Below are 24,060 nucleotides of genomic sequence, written 5' to 3'. Positions count from 1 at the left end.
CCAGGGGCGGCCTTTTTCTCGGTGCCGACCGATCTCTATCGGTCACAACGACCGAAAGGCCGCCCCCTGAATCACTTCCAGGGCGCGGCCTTCGGTTACTCAGCCGGAGTTGACGAAGGGCTCTCAGCCGAGACGTTCGATGATGGTGGCGTTGGCGGTGCCGCCGCCTTCGCAGATGGTGAGCAGGCCGTAGCGGCCGTTGCGGCGTTCCAGTTCGTTGAGCAGGGTGGCGAAAAGCTTTGCGCCGGTGGCACCGAGCGGGTGGCCGAGGGCGATCGCGCCGCCGTTGACGTTCACCTTCTCCGGATCGGCGCCGGTTTCGCGCAGCCAGGCCAGCACGACCGGGGCGAAGGCCTCGTTGATCTCGACGACGTCGATGTCTTCGATGGTCAGCCCGGACTTCTCCAGCGCCCACTTGGTGGCCGGAATCGGACCGGTGAGCATCATGATCGGGTCGGCGCCGCGAGCGCTCACGTGGTGGATGCGGGCGCGCGGGCGCAATCCGTATTCCGCGACGGCCCATTCGGAGGCGAGCAGGGTCGCGCTCGCGCCGTCGGAGATCTGGCTGGCGACCGCGGCGGTCAGTGTGCCACCCTCGGCGAGCACCGGCAGCGACGCCATCTTCTCCAGCGAGGTCTCGCGCGGGCACTGGTCGATCCAGAATTCGCCGACCGGCACGATCTCACGATCGAAGCGGCCGTTCTTGATGGCATCGCGGGCGCGCTCGTGGCTGCGTAATGCCCAGTGCTCCATCTCTTCTCGGCCGATATTCCATTTATCGGCGATCATCTGCGCGCCGTTGAATTGCGAGACCTCGCCGGTGCCATAGCGATGGTCCCAACCCTGGGCACCGACGAACGGCGAGTCGAAGCCATATTCCTTGCCCGCCAACATGGCCGCCGAGATCGGGATGGCGCTCATGTTCTGCACACCGCCCGCGACGATCACTTCCGCGGTGCCGCTCATAATCGCCTGCGCACCGAAATTGATGGCCTGCTGGGAGGATCCGCACTGCCGGTCGACCGTGACTCCGGGAATCTCCTCCGGGTAACCGGCGGTCAGCCACATGGTGCGACCGATATTGCCCGCCTGCGGACCGATATTGTCGACGCAGCCGACGATCACATCGTCGACCATCGCCGGATCGATCGGGTTGCGGTCCAACAGCCCACGCAGTGCGGCCGCGCCGAGATCGGCCGGATGCACCGCGGCCAGCGCGCCATTGCGCTTGCCGACCGGCGTGCGCACCGCGTCGATCACATAGGCATCCCGCAGCGGGGCGTACGGGCGGCGAGCGGATGGTGCTGACATCTGGAAACTCCTACTTGGTGTTGCCCGGCGGGAGCGACGGGCCTGGCGGCGGCAGCTTGCTCGACCACGGAGGGTCCCGCGACCGCCGAAAATCAACTACGGCACGGTCAGGCCGTCCAGCACGATGGTGAGGTACTGCTTGGCGAGGTTCTCGACGGTGATCGAGCCGCCTGGCTCGTACCACCGCACCGCGACCCACACCGTGTCCCGAAGGAACCGGTAGGCCAATTCGACGTCGAGTTCCGGCCGGAAACTGCCGTCCTCGACGCCATTGATCAGTACCCGGTGCCACAGCTCGCGGAATTCGCGGTTGTAGTCCGCGATATAGGTGAACCGCTCCGCATCGCGCAGGCGCTTGGCTTCGGCCTGATAAATCGCCACCGCGGCATGGGAGCGGTCGAAGGATTCGTAGGACGCGATCACCAAGGCTTCCAAGGTATCTCGCGAACTGAGCCCGGCGGCCACGATCTCCCGATACCGCCCGAACAGATCGTCGAGGAAGCCGCGCAGAATCTCGTCGACCATCGACTCCTTGGAGTCGAAGTGGTGGTAGAGGCTTCCCGATAGAATCCCGGCCGCATCGGCGATATCACGCACGGTGGTCGCACGCAGTCCACGCTCGGCGAACAGTTGGGCCGCCAGTGCGAGCAATTCATTGCGCCGTGCTGATTTCGAGGCGTCTGGTGCGGTCACACGGCTCATAATACAACCAAGCATTTGCTTGGTCCAGGGTGGCTCTCAGCGCATCGAATAGCGCAATGGTGAGGACACCGACAGGTCCGCCAGCAGCCGGTCGCAGATCACGACCGGGGAAATGCCTGCGCGCGCCATCCGCGCCACCAGCGCGAGTCGGCGTTCACAGCTGTCCCACTCAACAGTCAGCGGGTCGCGGTCCGGGCCCGCGTCGACGGTGGCCATGACGCGCGGTGGGCCGAAGGGGACCGGCTCCTCGATGAGTTTGAGAATCATGCCGCGCTGCCATGCGCGATAGGTATCCATATCCGCGCCGACGACGAGCTTGTCCGTTGCGGCGCACAGGCCCTGGGCGATTTCGTCGGCGAATGCCGCGCGATCGAAGCGGAACTTGCGGCATTTGTGAATGACGTCGAGTAGATCCGCTCGCACCTCACACAGCAGCTCCGTCTGCCGCCGCCGTCTGCGGTCCTGTTCGGATCCGAGCGATGCGGCACTGAGCCCGATGCGGCAGGCGCGTTCGTAATCGCGTGCCATATCGGCACGCAACGCACCGCGCGGATCGCGGGCGACCTCGGATTCGTCGATCGCGTACTGCTCGAGAATCTGAGCGGCCCGGGTCGCGGTCGCGCGCTCGGAGGTGTGGTCCATGAGTTCGGCACCGAGGGTGAGTGCCGCGAGCACCATGCTGTCCAGCCGTCGCCTGGCCAGCACGACTTCGCGCACCAATTCGAGTTCCAGTTGTTCGCGGGCCTGTGGGCGATCCAGCCCCATAGCCATCGCCCCTTACGGGAGTGCGGGATTCGGCCACTCCCAGCATTGCACACCTCGATGCCCTGCGTCCCGGCCTTTTTACCTGATCAGGAACCCATCGGCCGGACGGATCGCGGAGGTCGAAAAGCGATCGCACAACTGCGCTGATCGACCACTGCGACGGCCGAAATCAAGCGCGCTGGCTGCTTACCGATACCACTTCGCCGGTGAGGTAGGTGGTGTAGTCGCTAGCGAGCATGGCGATGGTGGCGGCGACTTCCCAGGGTTCGGCGGCGCGGCCGAAGGCTTCGCGTTCGGAGAGGCGGTCGAGCAGTTCGGTCGAGCTGACCTTGTCCAGGAAGGCGTGCCTGGCGATGCTCGGGGCGACGGCATTGATTCGGACGCCGAGTTCGGCGGCCTCGACGGCGCTGCACCGGGTCAGGGCCATGACACCGGCCTTGGCGGCGGCATAGTGCGCCTGGCCGTATTGTGCGCGCCAGCCGAGCACGCTGGCGTTATTGACGATGACGCCGCCGTGACCCGCATCGCGGAAGTAGTTGAGGGCAGCGCGGGTGCAGCGGAAGGTGCCGTTGAGGGTGATATCGAGGACGCGGTCCCACTGCTCGTCGGTCATATCGACGACCGGGGTCTCGCCGCCGAGTCCGGCATTGTTGACCATGATGTCGATGCGGCCCAATGCGGTTGCGGCGCCGCGGATCAGCTCGTTGACCTGTTCGGTGCTCTGCACATCGCAGGCGATCGAGGCGACCCGGCGCTCCGGGAATTCGGCCTTCAGCTCGACCTCGGTTTCGGCGAGACGCCGCTCGTGCCAGTCGGATACGACCACATCGGCGCCCTCCGCGAGCAACCGGCGCGCAGTGGCCGAGCCGATGCCGGTACCCGCCGCCGCGGTGATCACGGCATTGCGTCCGGTCAGCAGACCGTGCCCCGGAATAGGCTGCGGCGCAATGGAAAGCGGTCCGTTCATGGGCGAGCCTCCCGCGGCAGGCCGAGCACGCGCTCGGCGATGATATTGCGCTGCACTTCGTTCGAACCTCCGTAGATCGTGTCGGCGCGGGTGAACAGATACAGCCGCTGCCATTCGTCGAGATCGTGCTCGTCGGCAACCAGCCCGGCCGGGCCGAGCACGGCCATGGCCAATTCGCCGAGGCCGCGATGCCAATTGGCCCACAGCAGCTTCGAAACCGAGGCTTGGCCGCCGTCGTCGGCGGTGCTGTCCTGCATGGTGCGCAGCGCGTGCGCGCGCAGGACGCGCAGGCCGACCCATGCCTTATCGATGCGATCGGCGATCAACGGATCGTCGGCCGCGCCGGTGCGGCGGGCCAATGCCTCGATATCGGCCAGTTCGCGGGCGAATCGAATCTGCTGGCCCAGGGTGGAGATGCCGCGCTCGAAGGTGAGCGTGCCCATGGCGATGCGCCAACCGTCGCCGGGTTCGCCGACGACCAGGTCCGCGGCGGTGCGGGCATTGTCGAAGAAGACCTCGTTGAACTCCGAGGTGCCGGTCAGCTGGATGATCGGGCGGACCTCGATACCCGGCTGATGCATCGGAACCAGCAGGTAGGAAAGGCCCTTGTGCCGGGTCGAACCCTTTTCGGTGCGCGTGAGGACGAAGCACCAGTCGGCCACATGGGCCAGCGAGGTCCAGATCTTCTGACCGTTGATCGACCATTCGTCGCCGTCGAGCTGGGCGCTGGTGGTGATGGCGGCCAGATCCGAGCCCGCACCGGGTTCGGAATAGCCCTGGCACCACAGCTCGGTCACATTCCGCACGCCCGGCAGGAAGCGCTCCTTCTGCGCCTGGGTGCCGAAGGCCAACACGGTCGGACCGAGCAGTTCCTCGCCGACGTGGGAAACCCGCGCGGGCGCATTCGCTTTGGCGTACTCCTCATGGAAGATCACCTGCTGGCGCACCGAGGCCTCGCGCCCACCCCACTCCTTGGGCCAGCCGAGGCAGGTCCATCCTGCGGCGGCCAGATGCCGGTCCCAGGCGAGGCGTTCCTCGAAGGCCTCGTGTTCGCGGCCGGGCCCGCCGAGTCCGCGCAACGCACGGAACTCGCCATCGAGGTTCTCGGCCAACCACTGGCGCACTTCTGCGGAAAACCGCGCGTCCTGCGCTGCGGTGTCGGAATCTGAGGTCTGGATCGCAACCACGCCGGTAGGATAACCTACCAAGCACTTGCTTTGTTAGAGCTGGACCGCTTTTATCGAGCAAAGGCAGCAAAAGACCCCGCCGACGGTGAGGACAACCGTGACAACCCCTGCACAAACGACACCCATGGCACTGCACGATGCCGCGCGCATCTTCGGCACCGCGCCCGCCCTCGGCGATGGCGAGGTGCGGCTGGACTGGGCGCAGTTGCTGGCAGCGGTGCAGCAGGTGGCGCGGGCGCTGATCGCGCGCGGCGTGCGGCCGGGTGATCGGGTCGCCATGTGGGCGCCGAACACCAACCACTGGGTGATCGCCGCACTGGCCGCGCACTATGCGGGCGCGGCCCTGGTGCCGTTGAATACCCGCTACGTCGCGGATGAGGCCGCCGATGTACTGGAGCGCGTCGAGGCCAAGGCGCTGTTCATTGCCGGTACCTTCCTCGGCCGGGACCGGCTGGCCGAATTGCGTGCCGCCGCACCGGATTTGCGCATCGCGACCGTGGTGGTCATTCCGGTCGAGTCGGATACCGCCGATCCCACTGCGCTGAACTGGACACAGCTGGCGGAGATAGCCGAAGCCGTCCCGCTGGCCGAGGCCGTGCAGCGCGCCGAAGCCGTTGACCCCGAGGATATTTCCGACATCCTGTTCACCTCCGGCACCACCGGACGCAGCAAGGGAACGCTGATCGCACATCGGCAGGCGCTGTCGGTGGTGCGGGCCTGGGCCGAATGCACCACCCTCACCAGATCCGATCGATATTTGGTGGTGAGCCCGTTCTTCCACAACTTCGGTTACAAGGCGGGCATTCTCGCGTGCCTGGTGACCGGCGCGACGATCATTCCGCAGGCGACCTTCGATGTGCCGGTGACCATGCGACTGGTCGGCGAGGAGAAGATCACGGTACTTCCCGGGCCGCCGACCATCTACCAGACGATCCTGGACTTCCCGAACCGCGACGACTACGACCTGAGCACCCTGCGGGTCGCCGTCACCGGCGCCGCGACCGTACCGGTGGTACTGGTCGAGCGCATGCGTTCGGAACTCGACTTCGATGTCGTCATCACCGGCTACGGACTGTCCGAGGCCGCCGGATTCGGCACCATGTGCCGCGCGGACGACGACGCCGCGACCATCGCGGGCACCTGCGGTCGCCCGATCGCCGACTTCGAACTGCGGCTGAACGAGCAGGGCGAGGTGCTGCTGCGCGGCCCGAATGTCATGCTCGGCTACCTCAACGATCCGGAAAGCACCGCCGAAACCATCGATGCCGAGGGCTGGCTGCACACCGGCGATATCGGCACGATCGACGAGCGCGGCTATCTGAAGATCACCGATCGACTCAAGGATATGTACATCTCCGGCGGATTCAATGTGTATCCGGCGGAGGTGGAACAAGCGCTGGCCCGGCTCGACGGGGTGGCCGAATCCGCGGTCATCGGGGTGCCGGATACCCGAATGGGCGAGGTGGGCAAGGCATTCGTGGTGCGCAAGCCCGGCGCGACACTCACCGAGGAGCAGGTGCGCGCGCATGCGAGCACCGTACTGGCGAATTTCAAGGTGCCGCGGTTCATCGAATTCCGGGACCAATTGCCCTATAGCGCGGCCGGGAAAGTGCTGAAACGTGAACTACGCGAGGAGAAATCGTAATGTCCGAGATCCCCTATGAGCCGGACGTCGTCACGTATGAACGGCGCGGCCGGGTCGCCATCGTGACGCTCAACCGGCCCGACTACCGCAATGCGCAGAATTCGGTGATGACCTACGCCATCGACGCCGCCTTCGAGCGCGCGGTCGAGGATCCCGAGGTCGGCGTAATCGTCCTGGCGGGCAATGGAAAACACTTCAGCGCCGGGCACGATATCGGCACTCCCGGCCGTGATCACCACGTGCGCTACCCGAACAAGGCCGCACTCTGGTGGGATCACGTCGACAAGGTCGGCGGCGACCAGCGTTTCGCGCGCGAGCTCGAGGTATATCTCGGCATGTGCCGACGCTGGCGCGAAATTCCGAAGCCGACCATCGCCATGGTGCAGGGCGCCTGCATCGCGGGCGGGCTCATGCTGGCGTGGGTCTGTGATCTGATCATCGCCGCCGATGACGCGTTCTTCTCCGATCCCGTGGTGCGCATGGGCATTCCGGGTGTGGAGTATTTCGCGCATCCGTGGGTGATGGGTCCGCGCGCGGCAAAGGAGTTCCTGTTCACCGGTGACCGCTTCGATGCGGCGCAGGCCAAGGAATGGGGCATGGTCAATCGCGTCGTACCGCGCGACCAGCTCGAGGCCGAAACCCTGACGCTGGCCGAAAAGATCGCCACCATGCCGCAATTCGGGCTCGCGCTGACCAAGAAGGCGGTAAATCAGGCCGAGGATCTGATGGGCATGCGAGCGGGCATGGATTCGGTATTCGGCCTGCACCACTTCGCGCATGCGCACAATGCCGAGGTCGGCGCGGATTCGCTGGGCGGCATGAACGCCAAGTCGATGAAGGCCAATGCGACGACCGCGGCCTCGACGTCCGAACAGAACGGGACAACGTAGTGGATCTGGATATCGATCAGGCGACGCAGGAATTCCAGCGCGAAGTCCGCGAATTCCTCGCCGCCAACAAGCCCGCGAAACCGCTGCCCTCGATGGATACCAAGGCCGGTTTCGAGGCGCATCGCGAATGGGAGCGCACGCTCGCCGAGGCACGGCTTTCGGTCGTCGCCTGGCCGCAGGAGTACGGCGGGCGCGATGCCTCGCTGCTGGAATGGGTGCTCTTCGAGCAGGAGTATTACGCCGCGGGTGCGCCTGGGCGGGTCAGTCAGAACGGCATATTCCTACTGGCACCAACGCTTTTCGAACATGGGACGCCGGAGCAGCTGGAACGGATCATGCCGCGGATGGCGCGCGGTGAAGATATCTGGGCGCAGGCCTGGTCCGAGCCGGAGGCGGGCAGCGATCTGGCCGGTATCCGCTCGACCGCGCGACGCACCACCGGCGGCTGGCTGTTGAGCGGCCAGAAGACCTGGAGTTCGCGAGCATCGTTCGCGGACTGGGCATTCGGACTGTTCCGCAGCGATCCCGAGGCCGAGCGCCACCGCGGACTCACCTATGTCATGTTCCCCCTGTCCGCGGATGGTGTTTCGGTGCGGCCGATACCGCAGTTGGACGGTGAGCCCGGATTCGCGGAAGTCTTCCTCGACGATGTCTTCGTGCCGGATCGCGATGTGATCGGTGCGCCAGGCGATGGCTGGCGGGTCGCGATGAGTACGTCGAGCAATGAGCGCGGACTGTCGCTGCGCTCCCCCGGCCGCTTCAGCGCCACCGCGCAGCGGCTCATCGAACTCTGGCTCGATACCGGCGACCGCACCAATACCGCACAGCGGGATGCGGTGGTGGACGCCTGGATCGGCAGCGAGGCCTATCGGCTGCACACCTTCGGCACGGTCACCCGGTTGAACGAGGGCGGCAAGCTCGGCGCGGAATCCTCGATCACCAAGGTGTTCTGGTCCGAACTGGATATCGCCATGCACGAGACCGCGCTGGAGGTACTCGGCGGTGCGGGCGAGCGGTCCGGGCCGTGGACCGACGGCTATCTGTTCTCGCTGTCCGGCCCGATCTACGCCGGTACCAATGAGATTCAGCGCAACATCATTGCCGAGCGGCTGCTCGGACTACCGAGAGGGAGCAGCCGATGAGATTCGCGCTCAGCCCGGAACAACTCGACTTCGGCACCAGCCTGCGCAAGCTGCTCGACGCCGGACGGACTCCCGCCGCCGTACGCAAATGGGCCGCTGGCGATTCGCAGCCCGGACGCGGACTCATCCGGCAGCTGGCCGGTGCGGGTGCGCTCGGTCTCGCCGTCGAGGAGCGGCACGGCGGTGTCGGCGCGGAGCCGATCGATCTGGTCGTCGCCTTCCAGGAGATCGGCCGGGCCGCCGCGCCCGGACCGCTGGTCGAGACGGCGGCCGCGATACCCGCACTGCTGCAAGCGCTTCCGGACACCGAATCGGCGCAACGCTGGCTGCCCGGGTTCGCCGAGGGTGCCGCGCTCGGGACATTGGCATTCACGTCACCCGATCACGGCACTGTCGCGTTGGATGCGGATACCGCCGACGTGGTGCTCATCGCCGACGGCAATCAGCTCAGCACCGGACATCGCGCGGGCCTGGTGCGCTCGGTCGATCCGGCGCGGCGACTGTTCGTCGTCGAATCCGATGCCGTGGTCACCGAGGGCGAGCAGGTGCTCGAGGCCATCGCGGCCGCCTTCGACGCCGGTGCGCTGGCCAATGCGGCGCAGCTGCTCGGTGCGGGACGGGCGCTCTTGGCCGCGGCCACCGAATATGCCAAGCAGCGCAAGCAGTTCGGTAAGCCGATCGGCGAATTCCAGGCGGTCAAGCAGAAATTGGCCGATGTGCTGATCGGGCTGGACCTGGCCGAGCCGCTGCTCTATCGGGCGGCATTGACGATGGGGGAAACCACGCGCGGCCGGGACGTTTCGGCCGCGGTGATCGCCTGCGGTGATGCGGCCTATCGGGCGGCGCGGGCGGCGCTGCAGGTGCACGGTGCGATCGGGTACACCGCCGAGTACGACCTGTCGCTGTGGTTGACCAGGGTGACCGCGCTGCGATCGGCCTGGGGCACACCGGATCTGCATCGTTCCCGGATTGCCCGCGCATTGCGTGACGAGGCTGTTCGTGATCGGGCACTGCGAGGTACGAAATGACTGCATCGCGTAGCGATTCGATGGGGGGTGGCGGTCGGGCGACAGGTGGGCCCAGCACCGAACATCAGGAATTCATCGCCTCGGTCCGGGCACTGCTCGCCAAGCACGCCGGATCCGCCGCGGTGCGCGCGGCAATGGATACCGAACGCGGCTATGACGAGACGCTGTGGCGGCTGCTGTGCGAGCAGGTCGGTGTCGCGGCGCTCGCGATTCCGGAGGAATACGGCGGATTCGGTGCGAGCCTGGTCGAATCCCTTCTGGTGGTAACCGAATTGGGGCGCACGCTGGCCGGGGTGCCGATGCTGGGTTCGGCCGTGCTCGGTGCGCAGGCGGTGCTGTTGTCCGGTGACGGCGAGGCGTGTGAGCGGCTGCTGCCCGAGGTTGCCGAAGGCACCCGCACGATCGCGGTGTGCTGGGCGGGCCCGGGTGGCTGGGATGAGCCGGGTGTGCATTCCGAAGACGGAACACTGTCCGGCACAGCGCATTACGTGCTGGATGGGTTGACTGCCGACACTCTTGTCGTGGTGACTTCGGACGGGCTGTTCGAGGTCGAGTCGGGCGCCGCGGGGGTCACGCGTCGCGCCGTCGCGACCATGGATCCCACCCGCAAACTCGCCGAAATCTCGTTCGCGGCGGTTCCGGCGCGACGGCTCGGTTCGGCGAATCCGGCGCTCATCGCCCGCCTGCACGAAATCGCTTGGGCCGCGGTGGCCGCCGAGCAGGTCGGCGCCGCGCGACGATGCTTGGAGATGACGGTCGAGTACGCCAAGTCCCGGGTGCAGTTCGGGCGGCCGATCGGCAGTTTCCAGGCGCTCAAGCACCGCATGGCGGATATGTATGTGCTGGTGGAGTCGGCCGAGTCCGCGTCGTATGCGGCGACGGTCGCGGTGGCGGAGCATAGCCCGTCCGCCGCGGAGGATGTCTGGGTGGCGCGAACGCACTGTTCGGAGGCCTTCACGACCATCGCGGCCGAGATGGTGCAGTTGCACGGCGGCATCGCCATTACCTGGGAACATGACGCGCATTTGTTCTTCAAGCGCGCGCACGGTGATGCGCAGTTGTTCGGACGACCGCACCGGCCGCTCCCACAACCCGCCTGATCCGTACCCGTTCACGCAGGTCCGTGCACCCCTGGCGGTAGATAGTTAGCGTATGTAATAATATTGTGTGCAGCGGGCTCAGGCGGCAACAGCAGATGACATCGTGGTCAACCTCCTCGTCACCGCCGGGCGGCTGACCCGGCTGGCCGGGGTGATCAGCGGCGATGATCTGCCGCGAGCCGTGATGCGCGCACTCGCCGTGCTCGACGAACACGGCGCGGTGCGCGTCAGCGAATTCGCTCGCATCGATCGATGCTCACAGCCGGCGGCAACGGCGCTGATCGGCAAGCTCGTCGCGGATGGATACGCCTCCCGGCGCAAGGACCCGGATGATTCCCGGGCCGTCGTCGTCGAACTCACCCCGGCCGGACGCACCCGCTTGACGCGTGCCCGCGGCGCCTTCGGCGAGGCGATGGCGGCGGGGCTGGCCGGTTTCGACATCGAACGGTTGGCCAGGATGGAAAGCGATATGAAGGAGCTGCTGGACGCACTGAAGAAGTCGGTGCCGCAGCATCTGTCCACGTCGCGATAGCCGATTCCGCAGGTCGCATCTCGCTCCGGTGTACGGTCGGAGGGGAGTACGGTCGGAGAGTATGACCGATGAGAAGCGTGGCCGAGTCAAGCTGGCGACCAGCCAGAAGCGAGTCCGGGTCTACCTCGGCGGCCAGTTGGTCGCAGATACCACCCGATCGGTCCTGGTCTGGGAGAGTCCGCACTACCCGACCTACTATCTGCCCGTCGCGGATCTGCACGCGAAACTCGAGCCGAACGGCACCAGCGCGAAATCCCCGAGCCGCGGCACCGCCACCGGATACGACGTGGTCGTCGACGGCACCACCGCGTCCGGCGCCGCGGTGCGCTATCACGACTCCCCGTTCACCGAACTGAACGAACTGGTGCGTCTGGACTGGAATGCCATGGACGAATGGTTCGAAGAGGATGAGCCGGTCTACGTCCACCCGCGCGATCCGTACACCCGCGTCGACATCCTCGCCAGCTCCCGCCACGTCCGCGTCGAAATCGACGGCACCACCGTCGCCGACTCGCACTCCCCCCGCATCCTCTTCGAAACCGGCCTTCCCGCAAGGTATTACCTCCCCCTGACCGATGTGCGCCAAGACCTACTGAAGCCGTCGGACACGCACACCAGCTGCCCCTACAAGGGCACCGCAGACTACTGGACCGTCCACATCGACGGCAAGCAATACCCGGACCTCGTCTGGGGCTACCGCACCCCGCTGCCGGAAAGCCAGAAGATCGCGGGCCTGGCCTGCTTCTACAACGAGAAGGTGGACATCTACCTCGACGGCGAACTCCAGGACCGCCCGAAAACGCCGTTCAGCTGACCGCCTGCCCGGGTCAGACCGCGACGTATTCGAGCACTGCGAGCATGTCCTCGATCTCCAACTCCGGGTAGTCGGCCAGGACTTCATCGATGCTCATGCCCGCTGCCAGGAGTTCCAACAGCATCTCGATGGGGTACCGCAAGCCGCGTACCACGGGTTTACCGTGGCAAATTTCGGGGCTCGAGGTGATGCGGCCGAGGAGCGACATCGTTCTAATCTAGTTTGCCGCGTCAGATGGCGACGATCTCGAGCATGCTCTCCAGCCCGCGGAAGTCCTTGGCGTTGCGCGTGTAGAGCGGCAGCCCGCGGGCCGACGCTATCGCCGCGATCAGCAGGTCCATTCTGCGTGGTTTGGGATCACCCTTCGCCGCCATGGTCAGTGCCACCAACGTGCCGTACCGCGTCGCGGCATCCTCATCGAACGGCAGCGGATCGAATTCCACGATGGCCGCGCCCAATTGCTCGGATCGCACGGAACGGGTCGCGGCATCCTTGGCCATCGCGACGCCCTGGCTCAGCTCCGCCAGGGTGATCGCGGTGATTTCGGGGATCTTGGGCAGGACATCCGGATCCAGAACATCCAGATCGAGATACGCGCAAGTATCGAGGACGCCGGATGCGTGCCGGTTCGTCATCGACGGGATTCCCATGCGTCGTCATCGCCGATGCGGTCCTCGGTACCGAAGAACTCGTCGGCCTCCTGCCGCATCCGGGCATAATCCACTCGCGGTAGTTTGCGATGCCGTTCCACTAGCTCTGCGGCGGTCAATCGACGGCGACGACCGACCGGGCGCAGTTCGGCGACCTCCACACCATTTCGGGTGACCCGAAACACCTCACCGGCCTCGACGGCGTCCATGACAGCCGCGGAATTATTGCGGAACTCCCGCTGCGTGATCACCTTCATGACACCAGCGTAGCCTGACGTAGCACGGGAGGCTACGGAGCTGGGCGGCGGCGTTCGCCAGTTCGGGCATGCAGTTACTACCACGGCGCATCGTGAGCAAGCTCGGGTGAGCGGCGATCAGACCGCGATCAGTGGCGGCTGGTCGTCGGCGCGGCGGTATTGGCCTGGCGCTTGGCCGTATTCGCGTTTGAAGGCCTTGGCGAAGGCGAATTCGGAGGTGTAACCGACCTTTCTGGCGATGGCGCCGAGGGGGCTGTCGGTGTCGCGGAGCAGGCGGGCGGCGGTCAGCATGCGCCAGCGGGTGACGTAGGCCAGGGGTGGTTCGCCGACGGTGGCGGTGAAGCGGCGGGCCAGGGTGGCTCGGGAGACGCCCGCGATATCGCTGAGGTCGGGGACCGTCCAGGTCCGGGCGGGTGCCTCGTGTACGGCGCGCAGTGCGGCCGCGACCGCCGGATCCGCGAAGGCGCCCGCCCAACCGGTGGCCGGTTCGTCGGCGGCCTGCTGGTCGAACCAGGCGCGCAGGATGAACAGCAGCAAGGTCTCCAGGATGGCGGGGACCGCGGCATCGCTGCCCTGTTTCGGTTCGGCGACCTCGGCGACGAGCAGGTCGACAGCGGCGCGCAGGGACGGGTGACGGCCGGGACGCGCTGGGAGATGGATGAATTCGGGAAGTTCGTCGAGCAGCGGATGGCTGCGCTGCCTACCGAGTTCGTATGCGCCGCAGAGCAGGGCGGTGCGAGCACCGGGTCCGGTGATCTCGCGCGGCTCCCCCGGCCGCGCCTGCTCGGTCACCGGGCTGTCGAGGCGGTCGAGCAGATCGTGGTCGGCACCGCGCGGCATGAACAGGACATCGCCGACGCCGAGGGCGATGGGTTCACCGCCGGTCGGCACCGCCCAGCACGAACCTTGCAGCACCACATGGAAACCCGCGCCGGGGACGACCGGATAGGCACGGCCCCACGGTGCGTGCCGGATGAACAGGCCGGAGGTCGGATTGCCGGTGCGGATGGCGGCGATGGTTTCGCTGAGGATGTCCACCTGTTCACCATACCTCTCTAGAATGAGTGTTTCAGACATAATAATGCGGCTCCTAAGCATTTATTTACTCATAATCTGTCCATAGTGTCTCACTCATGACAACGACGAAGATTGCCGTATACGGCGCGACCGGTCACACCGGCAGCTACTTGCTCACCGAATTGCACCGGCGCGGAATCTCCCCGATCCTGGTGGGCCGCAGCGCATCTCGAATGCGGGCCGCCGCGGCAGCTGCCGGGATACCGGAGGCCGAGATTCGAGTCGCGGCACTCACCGATCACGACGCACTTGTCGCAGCCTTCACCGGCGCGGACGCCGTCATCAGCAGCCTGTCCGCGTATGTGCACAATGGTGAGCCGGTACTGGCGGCAGCCATCGCCGCGGGGGCGCATTACACAGATCTGTCCGGCGAACAACTCTTCCTGAAGCGGGTTTTCGACGAGTACGGTGCGAAAGCCGAGGCAGCGGGTGTCACGGTGATTCCGGGCGTCACCGATAACAATGTCGCGGGCGACCTGCTCGCCCACCTGACCGCGCGCCGACTGACCGGACCGGTCGAGATCGTGCTCAGCCACCTCAGCAAAAGCGGCGGCAACGGTTCCAAGGGCAGTGCGAAAACCGTCTTCGCCAGCCTCGACTGGTTCCGCGGCGGCGGCTGGCACTTCCAAGATGGCGAACTGCGGACCGGAACCGCCGCGCGTCATGCCGAGCTGACATTTCCCGGCCACGCCGCGGCCACCGCCGTCGCGAAATTCCCACAGCCACCGGTGATCACGATCCCCAGACATACCGACGTGTCGTATGTGGAAGGCGTCCTGGACACCGCCATCCTCGACCTCCTCGGCTCCTTCACCGAGGAGATCATCGAATCACTGCCCGACGAACCGAGTTCCGACCTGCGCTACGACGTGGTGGTGGATGCCTATGACAGCAACGGACATTCGGCTCGCGGCGTCGTCAGCGGTGTCGACTCCTACCGCGATTCGGCTTTGGAAGCGGTAGAAATCGCGGTCCGCCTGGCCGACGGAACCACCAAGCCCGGCACCTTGTCCGTAGCCGAAGCCTTCGACGCCGAAGAGCTCCTCGATGCCCTCACCCGCTTCGATATCACCTGGCGCATCAACAATTAACCCCGTCCGCCCACTCAGCTGGCTCCCCCGCCGGACGATTCACCGCGCATCAGCGCGCCGAGCGACTCGCGGTCGGTGACGTCCATCTTGATGCAGGCGCGGTAGAGGTGGCCCTCGACCGTCCGAACGGAAACGGTGAGGCGATCGGCGATCTGACGGTTGGACAGCCCTGCCGCAACGAGATTCGCGATTTCGCGTTCCCGCGAGGTCAGCGGCAAGGGCTGGGCCGCCTGACGCAGAGCCGGGGTGCTTGCGCCGCCGCAGGCCGCGGCGAGACGGTTTGCGGTGGCGGCGGATTCGAGTAGACGGCGGCGGTCACCGGCGCGTTCGTGGGCGGATGCGGCCTGGGCGGCGGCGTCGGCGGCAGAGAGCATGGCGCCGATGCGCTCGAATTCGGCTACGGCCGCGTCGAGACCCGGTCCGTCGTGGGCGGCGAGCGCCACCGCGTGACGGGCCTGGACCTGCACCAGGCTCCCGTCGACCCGGGCGGCCAGGTCGGCGAGTCGGCCTGCCACGGAATGGTCGCCGAAGCGGGCGGCCGTATGCAGTGCCATGGCCTCGATGGCGTGCTGATGTGCGCGCGCCGCCGCGTCGGCGGCGCCCATGGCCAGTCGGATAGCGGGGGTAACGGTGCCCTCGGCGGCGGCCGCGCAGGCGCGCGCGAGCTCCAACTGCGGGTCGTAGACTGCACTGTGCCTGCCACCGCGAGCGGCCGCCTCGGCAATGGATTCGGCTGCCTCCGCGGGCCGCCCGAGTGCCGAATATGCCTCGGCCAGACGGATTCTCGCCGGAATGTGCCAGGTGGCGGCGCCCTCGGCGGTGAGCGCGGCCAGTGCCTGTTCGAGATGTTCGATCCCGTCCGGGAAGCGGCCCTGCGCCACGTCGACGGTGCCCTGCAAGATCTTCGACATGCCCCACGCCAGGTACTGGCCCGGTGCCGAGTAGCCGAAATACCCTGAGGCGCGCCGACGTGCGGCCTCGAGATCGCCGGTGCAGATCAGCGCGAGCACCTCGGCATGGGTCGAGATGAAACGGTTGAGTCCGTCGATATGCGACTCCACCTGATGCCCGCGGGCGGCGTACTGCCGCGCCGCCTCGCCCCTACCCATCAGCGCCAGCGCCAAGCCGCCGCCGAAGGCCGCCCACCAAACCGCCCACGGCGGTGCGCCTTCGGTCTCCATCACCGCTTCGGCCCCGGAAAACGCGTCCTCGAGCAGATTTTCGTGAACCGCGCACGCCGCGGCCAAGCCCTCGAAGGTGGCCTTGATCTTCGGATGCTGCACCCTGCCGCGCAGCATCGCGAGTACCTCGTCGGCCCGATCGGCATCACCCATGGCCCAGAACAGATTCGAGACCCGGGTGCTGCCCCAGCGGCCCAGTTGCACCTCGTTCATCTGATCCGGATCGAAACTGGCCAGGGTGCGTTCGGCCTCGATCCGATGGCCCTGCCACAGCAGCGCCCGAGCCAGCAGATCCGCGGCCTCCACCCCGCCGCGACGTTCCACCGCGGCCCTGGCGAAGCGCTCACCGAGCGGCATATTGGCCAGTCCGATCGCATCGGCGGCGGCCGCCTCGAAGAGTTCGAGATCGGCGGATTTATCACTGTCCAAAGCCAATTCGGCCAACCGGATGCGATCCGGCGCGGAATTGACCGGCCGTTCCTTGAGCGAGGAGTACAGCCGACCGCGCAGCCGCCGGGCCGACGCGATACCGAGCCTGCGCCGGATGACCTCGCCGAAAAGCGGATGGTTGTAACGCACGATCAACTGGTGGGTGTTCTGGACAACCCTGATGAGACCACGGGTTTCGGCGGCCTCAACGGCCTCCTCACCCGCCAGTTCGGAAAGCACGTCAAGATCGATGGGCTCGCAGAAGGTGAGCAGTTCGAGCACCCGCAGCACCGGCTCGGGCAGTTGCTCCACCCGATCCTCGAGCAGCGCAGCCAATTCCGAGGTCACCGCGGCCCGGCCGCGCAACTGCCAGACGCCGTTCACCTGCCGCAGCGAACCGGCCTCCAACGCACCTTCCACCAAATGCCGGAGAAACAGGGCGTTTCCGCCGGAGGACTCCCACATCAGGTTGGCGGTGAAGCCTTCCAACTGGCCGCCGAGCATCGACTCCACCAGATCGACGCTCTGCTGCTCCGTGAACGGAGTGAGGTCGATACGCAGCAGATGGCCGTCTTTCCATAACGAGGTGACCGCGTCGGGCACCTGCACCCCGCTGCGCACGGTCGCGACGATATGCGCGGCCTTATCGATGGCCAGCTGCAACAGCAGTGTGGCCGAGAGCTGATCGAGCAGATGCGCGTCGTCGACACCGATGGTCGTGTGCCCGTCGACGAGCAGTGCCTCGCGCGCGGCGGACATGAATGTCACCGGATCGTGCGCCGTATAAGCGCCGACCATATGGGCGAATACGCCCAACGGGATGGTGCGGGCCGATTCCGTACCCGCCACCCACCGGACATTGCCGCCTACCGCGGCCGTCGCCTGTCTCGCCAGCGTCGTCTTTCCGACTCCGGCGTCGCCCGTCAATACCGCACCGACATATTCGGTTCCGGTGAGTGCCGCGCGGATCGCTTCGAACTCGGTCTCGCGCTCGATCATCGGCCAGTTCCGAGCCATAGCTCTTACTCTAGTTCGTCACCGATCATGATCGAGGACAACGAACCATGAACGGCCGCACCGTATCAGCCGTTACGGTCCTCAACCGAGCACGTCGTGGCGGACTATGGTCTGATCACGGCCTGGTCCGACACCGATGCAGGAAATGCGAGCGCCGGACAGCTCCTCCAGACGCAAGACGTACGCCTGGGCGTTGGCAGGCAATTCCTCGAAAGTCTGCACATGTGAAATGTCTTCCCACCAACCGGGCATCTCTTCGTAAATCGGCTTGGCGTGATGGAATTCGGTCTGTGTGGTCGGCATCTGCTCGACCCGCTTGCCGTCGATTTCGTAGGCGACGCAGATCGGCACCCGCTCCAGACTAGACAGCACGTCCAGTTTGGTGAGGAAGTAGTCGGTGACGCCGTTGACCCGCGTCGCATAGCGCGCGATGACCGCATCGAACCAGCCGCAGCGGCGGGCCCGACCGGTGGTCACGCCGACCTCGCCGCCCTGCTTGGCCAGGAATTCACCGAAATTGTCGAATAGTTCGGTCGGGAACGGACCTGAACCGACGCGGGTGGTGTAGCACTTCAGGATGCCGAGCACCGTCGTGATCTTGTTGGGTCCGACGCCCGCACCGACCGCCGCACCGCCCGAGGTCGGGTTGGACGAGGTCACATACGGGTAAGTGCCGTGGTCCACATCGAGCAGGGTGCCCTGCGAACCCTCCAGCAGGACGGTTTCGCCGCGCTCCAGCGCCAGATTCAGTTCCAGGCGGGTGTCGGCGATGCGGTGCGAGAAGCGCTCCGCCTGTCCGAGTACCTCATCCACAACCTGCTGCGGATCCAACGCGCGACGGTTATAGATCTTCACCAGCACCTGGTTCTTGAACTCCAGGGCCGCCTCGACCTTCTGGGTCAGGATCTTCTCGTCGAGCACATCGGCGACGCGCACACCGACCCGGGCGACCTTGTCCTGATAGCACGGACCGATGCCGCGACCGGTGGTGCCGATCTTCTTATTGCCGAGGAAGCGTTCAGTGACCTTATCGATGGCCACGTGGTACGGCATGATCAAGTGCGCGTCGGCCGAGAGCAGCAGTCCCGAGGTGTCGACGCCGCGCTCCTCCAGTCCGGCCAGCTCGGCGAGCAGGACGCCGGGATCGACGACGACACCATTGCCGATGACGTTCGTCACGCCCGGCGTGAGAATCCCGGACGGGATCAGATGCAGTGCGAACTTGTCGCCGTTGGGCAGAACGACCGTGTGACCGGCGTTGTTACCGCCTTGGTACCGAACCACCCACTGCAACCTGCCACCGAGCAGATCGGTTGCTTTGCCCTTACCCTCGTCGCCCCATTGGGCGCCGATCAGGACGATTGCCGGCATGGTCGTGTCTCCTACGGTTCGACGCGCAACAGCCATCTGTTGCAGCTACCTGCCGTATTGAGGCGGTGGCCGGGAGCACAGTCTACCCAATGCCCAGTTGCGTCCCGGCCTCCCTCCGGATCGCAGGCAACCGTCGATGTCTACCCAACCCCAACGGAGCGAGTCTTACGAGCGACCCGTTCGCGGCCCGTCTCGCGTCCGAGCGGCCGAAGCGCATGCGCCGCAGGCGCGAGTCTCGGCCGCTCGGACGCGAGACAGAAGGGGGCCGCGAACACGCAGCGCCGCAGGCGCTGCCAATCAAACACAGCTATGGTTGCGAGGCACGGCGGACCAGCAGGGGGTCCGCCGACAGGTGGCGAGGGTGACCGACGGGTTGTCGGCCGAACCGAGGAGGGTGTACGGCAGTTTGAGTACCCACGTTCTCCGTTGCGACGGCGCACCGGTACCCATCGCCCTCGCGTCGCTGCCACTTTCGCAGACGACCACCATCCCGGAAAACGGCGTGATCGATGAGTTGTTGCCCGTGCTCGCCGCCGACAGCCTGCCCAGGCTGATCGTGCTCGGCGACGATGCCGCCCTGGCCTCCGTGCTGACCCATCTGATGCGGACCGAGCGACTGCATGTCGAGATCGGATATGTGCCCGTCGACAAGACCTACGGCTCACGCGCCTACCAGACCGGCACCGGAAATGCCGCCGCCAAACGGGCGGTGAAGGGCCGCGCTGTCGAAACCCCGCTGATTCGCGATGACACCGGAACGGTGCTGGTCGGTCGGGCCGAGATCACCGGTCCCGGCGGCGAGAAGCTCGAGGGCGAGGCCTATGTGGATGACGCCCTGTTGTTCTCCGGGAAGGTCGACGCGATGATCGTCTCCCCCATGCTGGATATGCCGGGGGTGCGGGCGAGCGTGCAGAAGAACATCATCCGTAGGCGCCGCTGGCTGGAAGGACGGGCCGCACAGCTCGGCACGCCGGGGGCCGTGGTGACCAGGGACGGCATTGCCAACGACCGGGTGCTGCCGCGGTCGTCGTTCTATCGGCATCACGAAAACTGGCTGCTGGTGCGTTGACGATGCGGTTTCCGAGAGACGGCCGCCCAGCACTGGGCGTTTCGCGGCGGCCGAGCCCGATATTCCTACTGGTGATCGCCATCGCGGTGGCCGGTGGCGTGCTCGCATGGGATGCCGATGTGCAGTCGACGCGGGCGAAGTTCGGGGTATTTCTGCTCGTCGTCTTCGGCTGGATCGTCACGCTGTGTCTGCACGAATTCGCCCATGCGTACACGGCGTGGCGGGCGGGCGACCGCGAGGTGGAGTTGCGGGGGTATCTCACGCTGAATCCGCTGAAGTACAGCCATCCGCTGCTGTCGATCGTATTGCCGATGGTGTTCATCGCACTCGGCGGCATCGGCTTGCCCGGCGGGGCGGTGTACGTGCACACGCATAGCGTCAGTGCGCGCATGCAGCGGATCATCAGCGGTGCGGGGCCAGCGGTGAATGCGCTGTGCGCGGTGCTGTTGCTGGTGATCGTGCGGTTCTTCGGCAGTGACACTTCACATCGCGCGTTCTGGTACGGCCTCAGCTTTCTGGCGTTTCTACAAATCACCGCAACGCTTTTGAACATTCTGCCGCTGCCCGGGTTGGACGGGTACGGCGTGGTCGAGCCGTCGCTGAGTTATCAGACCCGGCGGGCGCTCGATCAGTTCAAGCCGTTCGGGATGCTGATCCTGTTCGCGCTGCTGTTCACCCCGTCGATCAACAAGGTGTTCTTCGACGCGGTGTACTCGCTGTACGAGTTGTCCGGCGTCGATGCGGACTGGTCGCGATTCGGCGGCTGGCTGACGCGGTTCTGGACCTAGCCGACATACCGGTCACCCGGTCCGACTTCCCGGACCGGGTGACCTCTTCGCACGACCTCACCCGCCCGGCCACCACACCATATGGCCGGTAGGCGGTTCGCCGTCGGGCGAAACGTTCCCAACCGCGCTACCCCTCGTAACCGCGGTTGCCTCTCGAGGCTATGACCGCGGGCGTGGGCGAACACGAGTAGCGGACTACGTGAAGATCATGATTCGGGTGCCGAAGGCCGAGCGCACGTCCCGCACCGGGCGGGAAATGTCCGAAATCCGCTGAGTAGTGGGCTCAATCCTCCGGCGGCACATGCGGATTCGGGACCGTCGGGGGCAGCAGGGCCATGGCCGAAATGCGCTGCATACCGCAGACCTGCATGAGGTCGACCAGCATGGAGCGCATCTGGGCGAAGACTACATGGGCCGAAAGTCCCGCGCCCTCAACGAGTTCCGGTCGTGCGGCCTTCGCTATGCCACGCAGCACCCGGGCGGCCTCGGCCTGATCCGGCTGCTCGCCCGGATCGGCCAGCATCATCCGGCGCACAACCTCCACGGCTTGGGCGAGACGCTCGAGTTCCTCGATCAGTCGGGGGTCGAGGATTTCGTCGTCCTGGACCAGGGTGAGCGAACGACGCAGCAGCACCCTGGTATTACGGACGGCATTGTCGAGCGGATCGGCGGTGGCGCGGATACGGTCGAGGCGCTGACGAGAATTCCAATAGAGCGGGGAGATCCGGCTGATCTCGCGGCCGCCCTCCAAGGTGGAGCGCAGGCCATCGATCTGGGGCTGGGTCGCGCGGGCCGCGGTCAGGGACGTGCGGATCTTCTCCGGATCCTGTTCGAGCAGACCGTCGGCGCAGTCGTGCAGCGATTTCGCCAGTACCGCAAGGACTTCCGCGGCTTGCTCGCGGGCCCGGCGGACCGGATGCAGCGGTATCGATGCGACGACGACCACACCGACCAAACCGCCGACGAGCGCGTCGATCATGCGCGAGAAGCCGCCGCCCGCCGACGGCGGCAGCAAGGTCGCGACCAGCACCGCCGAACCGGCGGCCTGCATGGTGATGATCGAACCGCCGTCCAGGAATACCGCTAGGGCCATGGCCACCGCGACGACCAAGGCGATCTGCCAGACGCCGGTGCCCGCTCGGGTGATGAACAGATCGCCGATGCCGATGCCGACCGCGACACCGACCACCAACTCCACCGACCTGCGCAGCCGGGCGCCGAACGAAATGCCGATCGAGACCACGGCCGCGGTCGGCGCGAAAAACGGCACCGAATGCCCGACAATCTTGTGCGCGATGAACCAGGCCAGCGCCGCGCCGACCGCGCACTGCAGAATCGGCAGCGCGGACAGTCGCAATCGCGCCCACGACCTGCGCAGCCGCTCCATGCTGCTGGCCCGAGCGACGGCCACGGGAGAATTCGGATCGATCAACTGGTTAATCGAGGCCGAGCTCACCCGCAGCGCGCGGGTCGCAGTCTTCCAGCAGATCGAGGCAGCGTGCGTACTCTTCGGTCTCACCGACCGCCCTTGCCGCCCTGGCAAGTGCGCCGACACTGCGCAGGAAACCACGATTGGGTTCGTGGCTCCACGGCACCGGGCCGAAACCCTTCCAGCCATTGCGCCGCAACAGGTCAAGACCGCGGTGGTAGCCGGTGCGCGCGAACGCGTACGCGGCGACGATGTCGTGATTGACCACCTGCGTATCGCCATCGGCCCCGCCGCGCTGCAACGCGGCCTCCGCGAGCTGGGCCCAGGCGATCGAAGCCGCCGGATGCGCGGCCGCGACCTGCACCGGATCGGCGTTGTTCAGCAGCGCCTCCTCCGCATCGGAGTCTTCGGGCAGGAGTACCGGTTGCGGTCCGAGCAAGTCACCGAACGAGGTCATGCGGTTCATTGTGCACTGCGCGCGCGTACCGCGCCGACACGGCGTTCCCCTGGCTGAGCAGTGCCCGCCCACCCGCCGCCCATCGAGCCGGACAGGGCAGGGGATTGCTCACAGTCGACCGAATTGCTGGCTAGGCTGGCCGTCGAGTTCAACTGTTCCGCCCGACCGAGGGGTTATAGGTGTCCGACCCGAACGACGAGAAGAGCCCGGCACGAAATCCCGGCCGCCCCGCCGAAGCGGCAGCTGACCCGCGCCCCGCCGCGGACCGGACACCCGCGTCACCCACCCCCTCCGAACCGGGTAAGTCGCCGGGATCAGGCGCATCGTCGCGCCCCGGTTCCGCAGCAGGCTCCCCATCGGGACCGGGCAGCTCCTCGGGAGCCGGGGCTGGCGCGAAGGACGGCGCAGCTGAGGCGACCCGACCGTTCCGCTCATCGTCAGGGGCCAGCTCGTCGGGGTCCAACGCCCCCACCCGTCCTGGTCCAGCCGCAGGCTCCGACACCCCCTCGCGTCCCGGTACCCGTTCAGGGCCGGGTTCTTCCTCGGGACCTGGTGCTTCGGCGGGCAGCGCAGGCTCAGCCACCGCGGCAACCCGACCGTCAGCCTCATCAGGGGCGAGTGCGTCTGATGGATCCGGTGCGACGCCAGGAAGTGGGGCGGCCAACGCGCCGACGCGGCCAGTCCCCGCGGCACCGTCGGGGTCGAACGCGCCTTCGGCATCCGGGAAAGCCGCGGGTGAGCGCGGCGCGGCCGCTCCCACTCGCCCGATCCCGTCGCCATCGCTGCCGAAGCAGCCGTCCACCGGCGCTGGTCAGTCGACGGGATCCGGTGCAGCGACCGGGGATATCGCCGCGCTCGGTAAGCCTGCGGCACCGAGCCATTCGGGCGGAGCCGATGCACCGTCCTCCCCATCCGTGCCGGGCAACGCCCCTAAGCCCGGCGGCGCGGGCCCACGAGGCAGCACCGCCGCGCCAGCTCCCGCGTCAGGCAACTCCAGGCCAGACAGCGCAGACCCGCGAGGCAACGCCGCCCCACTTGCTCCCGCGTCGGGCAACTCGACCAAGCCGGGCAGCGTGGACCCACAAGGCGGCGCAGCCCCCTCTGCACCCACGCCGAGCAGCGCAGCCACGTCCGGCCGCGCGGAGCAGCGCGAAAGCGGCT

General features: G+C 66.6%; 23 protein-coding genes. 10 read left to right on the top strand and 13 right to left on the bottom strand.

The window, feature by feature from the left end; all coding sequences use genetic code 11:
* Positions 1 to 123: 123 nt before the first annotated feature.
* The 5 genes from NA5_RS37020 to NA5_RS37000 form a co-directional block, all read right to left on the bottom strand.
* Positions 124 to 1,311, bottom strand: coding sequence for an acetyl-CoA C-acetyltransferase (locus tag NA5_RS37020; RefSeq protein ID WP_371856494.1), 1,188 nt, complete (start codon positions 1,309 to 1,311; stop codon positions 124 to 126).
* Positions 1,312 to 1,407: 96 nt separating this feature from the next.
* Entirely contained in the window at positions 1,408 to 2,013 is a 606-nt protein-coding gene (locus NA5_RS37015; RefSeq protein ID WP_062993697.1) for a TetR/AcrR family transcriptional regulator, read from the bottom strand.
* Positions 2,014 to 2,049: 36 nt separating this feature from the next.
* Complete coding sequence (locus NA5_RS37010; RefSeq protein WP_062993696.1) at positions 2,050 to 2,778, bottom strand: hypothetical protein; 729 nt, start codon at positions 2,776 to 2,778, stop codon at positions 2,050 to 2,052.
* 169 nt (positions 2,779 to 2,947) lie between these two features.
* On the bottom strand, positions 2,948 to 3,745 hold the full coding sequence (locus tag NA5_RS37005) for an SDR family oxidoreductase (RefSeq protein WP_062993695.1): 798 nt from the start codon (positions 3,743 to 3,745) through the stop codon (positions 2,948 to 2,950).
* Entirely contained in the window at positions 3,742 to 4,932 is a 1,191-nt protein-coding gene (locus NA5_RS37000) for an acyl-CoA dehydrogenase family protein (RefSeq protein ID WP_062993694.1), read from the bottom strand. Before NA5_RS37000 ends, NA5_RS37005 begins: the two co-directional genes overlap by 4 nt.
* A 97-nt stretch (positions 4,933 to 5,029) precedes the next feature.
* Between NA5_RS37000 and NA5_RS36995 the strand changes: the two genes are divergently transcribed.
* The 7 genes from NA5_RS36995 to NA5_RS36965 all read left to right on the top strand — a co-directional run bounded on the left by NA5_RS36995 (position 5,030) and on the right by NA5_RS36965 (position 12,083).
* The gene (locus NA5_RS36995; RefSeq protein ID WP_062993706.1) at positions 5,030 to 6,577 is read left to right on the top strand and encodes a FadD3 family acyl-CoA ligase; all 1,548 of its coding nucleotides are present in this window, start codon (positions 5,030 to 5,032) and stop codon (positions 6,575 to 6,577) included.
* Positions 6,577 to 7,467 (top strand): enoyl-CoA hydratase, encoded by an 891-nt coding sequence (locus NA5_RS36990; RefSeq protein ID WP_062993693.1) that lies wholly within the window; start codon positions 6,577 to 6,579, stop codon positions 7,465 to 7,467. Before NA5_RS36995 ends, NA5_RS36990 begins: the two co-directional genes overlap by 1 nt.
* Entirely contained in the window at positions 7,467 to 8,609 is a 1,143-nt protein-coding gene (locus NA5_RS36985) for an acyl-CoA dehydrogenase family protein (protein WP_062993692.1), read from the top strand. Before NA5_RS36990 ends, NA5_RS36985 begins: the two co-directional genes overlap by 1 nt.
* Entirely contained in the window at positions 8,606 to 9,637 is a 1,032-nt protein-coding gene (locus NA5_RS36980; RefSeq protein WP_062993691.1) for an acyl-CoA dehydrogenase family protein, read from the top strand. The genes NA5_RS36985 and NA5_RS36980 overlap by 4 nt, the downstream gene beginning before the upstream one ends.
* Before the next feature lie 20 nt (positions 9,638 to 9,657).
* The gene (locus tag NA5_RS36975) at positions 9,658 to 10,737 is read left to right on the top strand and encodes an acyl-CoA dehydrogenase family protein (protein ID WP_062993705.1); all 1,080 of its coding nucleotides are present in this window, start codon (positions 9,658 to 9,660) and stop codon (positions 10,735 to 10,737) included.
* Positions 10,738 to 10,804: 67 nt separating this feature from the next.
* Positions 10,805 to 11,269 carry a MarR family winged helix-turn-helix transcriptional regulator gene (locus NA5_RS36970; protein WP_062993690.1) on the top strand — a complete coding sequence of 155 codons (465 nt, stop codon included), beginning with the start codon at positions 10,805 to 10,807 and terminating at the stop codon, positions 11,267 to 11,269.
* 61 nt (positions 11,270 to 11,330) lie between these two features.
* Complete coding sequence (locus NA5_RS36965; RefSeq protein WP_062993689.1) at positions 11,331 to 12,083, top strand: DUF427 domain-containing protein; 753 nt, start codon at positions 11,331 to 11,333, stop codon at positions 12,081 to 12,083.
* Positions 12,084 to 12,096: 13 nt separating this feature from the next.
* Here NA5_RS36965 and NA5_RS36960 read toward each other — a convergent pair whose 3' ends face one another.
* The 4 genes from NA5_RS36960 to NA5_RS36945 form a co-directional block, all read right to left on the bottom strand.
* Positions 12,097 to 12,291, bottom strand: coding sequence for a DUF433 domain-containing protein (locus NA5_RS36960; protein WP_062993688.1), 195 nt, complete (start codon positions 12,289 to 12,291; stop codon positions 12,097 to 12,099).
* Between the two features lie 22 nt (positions 12,292 to 12,313).
* The gene (locus NA5_RS36955) at positions 12,314 to 12,718 is read right to left on the bottom strand and encodes a type II toxin-antitoxin system VapC family toxin (RefSeq protein WP_062993687.1); all 405 of its coding nucleotides are present in this window, start codon (positions 12,716 to 12,718) and stop codon (positions 12,314 to 12,316) included.
* Positions 12,715 to 12,990 carry a type II toxin-antitoxin system Phd/YefM family antitoxin gene (locus NA5_RS36950; RefSeq protein WP_062993686.1) on the bottom strand — a complete coding sequence of 92 codons (276 nt, stop codon included), beginning with the start codon at positions 12,988 to 12,990 and terminating at the stop codon, positions 12,715 to 12,717. Before NA5_RS36950 ends, NA5_RS36955 begins: the two co-directional genes overlap by 4 nt.
* Positions 12,991 to 13,107: 117 nt before the next feature.
* Entirely contained in the window at positions 13,108 to 14,028 is a 921-nt protein-coding gene (locus NA5_RS36945; protein WP_062993685.1) for an AraC family transcriptional regulator, read from the bottom strand.
* 95 nt (positions 14,029 to 14,123) lie between these two features.
* Between NA5_RS36945 and NA5_RS36940 the strand changes: the two genes are divergently transcribed.
* Positions 14,124 to 15,158: a saccharopine dehydrogenase NADP-binding domain-containing protein gene (locus NA5_RS36940; RefSeq protein WP_062993684.1), complete on the top strand. Its 1,035-nt coding sequence runs from the start codon at positions 14,124 to 14,126 to the stop codon at positions 15,156 to 15,158.
* Between the two features lie 14 nt (positions 15,159 to 15,172).
* Here the strand turns inward: NA5_RS36940 and NA5_RS36935 are convergent, their stop codons facing one another.
* Positions 15,173 to 17,785: a helix-turn-helix transcriptional regulator gene (locus NA5_RS36935; protein ID WP_062993683.1), complete on the bottom strand. Its 2,613-nt coding sequence runs from the start codon at positions 17,783 to 17,785 to the stop codon at positions 15,173 to 15,175.
* A gap of 81 nt (positions 17,786 to 17,866) precedes the next feature.
* Complete coding sequence (locus NA5_RS36930) at positions 17,867 to 19,156, bottom strand: adenylosuccinate synthase (RefSeq protein ID WP_062993682.1); 1,290 nt, start codon at positions 19,154 to 19,156, stop codon at positions 17,867 to 17,869.
* A gap of 406 nt (positions 19,157 to 19,562) precedes the next feature.
* On the opposite strand from NA5_RS36930, the gene NA5_RS36925 reads away from it, so the two are divergent.
* Both NA5_RS36925 and NA5_RS36920 read left to right on the top strand, forming a co-directional pair.
* A complete protein-coding gene (locus tag NA5_RS36925) occupies positions 19,563 to 20,225 on the top strand; it encodes a hypothetical protein (protein ID WP_245672644.1) in 663 nt (220 codons plus the stop codon).
* A gap of 2 nt (positions 20,226 to 20,227) precedes the next feature.
* Complete coding sequence (locus NA5_RS36920) at positions 20,228 to 21,013, top strand: site-2 protease family protein (RefSeq protein WP_062993680.1); 786 nt, start codon at positions 20,228 to 20,230, stop codon at positions 21,011 to 21,013.
* A 283-nt stretch (positions 21,014 to 21,296) separates the two neighbouring features.
* Here NA5_RS36920 and NA5_RS36915 read toward each other — a convergent pair whose 3' ends face one another.
* Together NA5_RS36915 and NA5_RS36910 are read right to left on the bottom strand one after the other, a co-directional pair.
* Positions 21,297 to 22,400 (bottom strand): FUSC family protein, encoded by a 1,104-nt coding sequence (locus NA5_RS36915; RefSeq protein WP_084484704.1) that lies wholly within the window; start codon positions 22,398 to 22,400, stop codon positions 21,297 to 21,299.
* Positions 22,401 to 22,449: 49 nt separating this feature from the next.
* Complete coding sequence (locus tag NA5_RS36910; RefSeq protein ID WP_062993703.1) at positions 22,450 to 22,899, bottom strand: DUF3151 domain-containing protein; 450 nt, start codon at positions 22,897 to 22,899, stop codon at positions 22,450 to 22,452.
* Positions 22,900 to 24,060: the final 1,161 nt, after the last annotated feature.

The organism is Nocardia anaemiae NBRC 100462 (assembly GCF_001612725.1).
Lineage (GTDB): Bacteria > Actinomycetota > Actinomycetes > Mycobacteriales > Mycobacteriaceae > Nocardia > Nocardia anaemiae.
The sequence above is the reverse complement of the archived record's forward strand: the minus strand, read 5'-3'. Positions and strand labels throughout refer to the sequence as shown.

What these genes read in the sequence shown, in the direction of transcription:
- NA5_RS36960 (WP_062993688.1), bottom strand. Translation starts at nt 12,291, where the DNA reads ATGTCGCTCCTCGGCCGCATCACCTCGAGCCCCGAAATTTGCCACGGT.
- NA5_RS37010 (WP_062993696.1), bottom strand. Translation starts at nt 2,778, where the DNA reads ATGGGGCTGGATCGCCCACAGGCCCGCGAACAACTGGAACTCGAATTG.
- NA5_RS36915 (WP_084484704.1), bottom strand. Translation starts at nt 22,400, where the DNA reads ATGGAGCGGCTGCGCAGGTCGTGGGCGCGATTGCGACTGTCCGCGCTG.
- NA5_RS36940 (WP_062993684.1), top strand. Translation starts at nt 14,124, where the DNA reads ATGACAACGACGAAGATTGCCGTATACGGCGCGACCGGTCACACCGGC.
- NA5_RS36965 (WP_062993689.1), top strand. Translation starts at nt 11,331, where the DNA reads ATGACCGATGAGAAGCGTGGCCGAGTCAAGCTGGCGACCAGCCAGAAG.
- NA5_RS36935 (WP_062993683.1), bottom strand. Translation starts at nt 17,785, where the DNA reads ATGGCTCGGAACTGGCCGATGATCGAGCGCGAGACCGAGTTCGAAGCG.
- NA5_RS36930 (WP_062993682.1), bottom strand. Translation starts at nt 19,156, where the DNA reads ATGCCGGCAATCGTCCTGATCGGCGCCCAATGGGGCGACGAGGGTAAG.
- NA5_RS36920 (WP_062993680.1), top strand. Translation starts at nt 20,228, where the DNA reads ATGCGGTTTCCGAGAGACGGCCGCCCAGCACTGGGCGTTTCGCGGCGG.
- NA5_RS36980 (WP_062993691.1), top strand. Translation starts at nt 8,606, where the DNA reads ATGAGATTCGCGCTCAGCCCGGAACAACTCGACTTCGGCACCAGCCTG.
- NA5_RS37020 (WP_371856494.1), bottom strand. Translation starts at nt 1,311, where the DNA reads ATGTCAGCACCATCCGCTCGCCGCCCGTACGCCCCGCTGCGGGATGCC.
- NA5_RS36975 (WP_062993705.1), top strand. Translation starts at nt 9,658, where the DNA reads ATGGGGGGTGGCGGTCGGGCGACAGGTGGGCCCAGCACCGAACATCAG.
- NA5_RS36910 (WP_062993703.1), bottom strand. Translation starts at nt 22,899, where the DNA reads ATGACCTCGTTCGGTGACTTGCTCGGACCGCAACCGGTACTCCTGCCC.
- NA5_RS36950 (WP_062993686.1), bottom strand. Translation starts at nt 12,990, where the DNA reads ATGAAGGTGATCACGCAGCGGGAGTTCCGCAATAATTCCGCGGCTGTC.
- NA5_RS36990 (WP_062993693.1), top strand. Translation starts at nt 6,577, where the DNA reads ATGTCCGAGATCCCCTATGAGCCGGACGTCGTCACGTATGAACGGCGC.
- NA5_RS37015 (WP_062993697.1), bottom strand. Translation starts at nt 2,013, where the DNA reads ATGAGCCGTGTGACCGCACCAGACGCCTCGAAATCAGCACGGCGCAAT.
- NA5_RS37005 (WP_062993695.1), bottom strand. Translation starts at nt 3,745, where the DNA reads ATGAACGGACCGCTTTCCATTGCGCCGCAGCCTATTCCGGGGCACGGT.
- NA5_RS36955 (WP_062993687.1), bottom strand. Translation starts at nt 12,718, where the DNA reads ATGACGAACCGGCACGCATCCGGCGTCCTCGATACTTGCGCGTATCTC.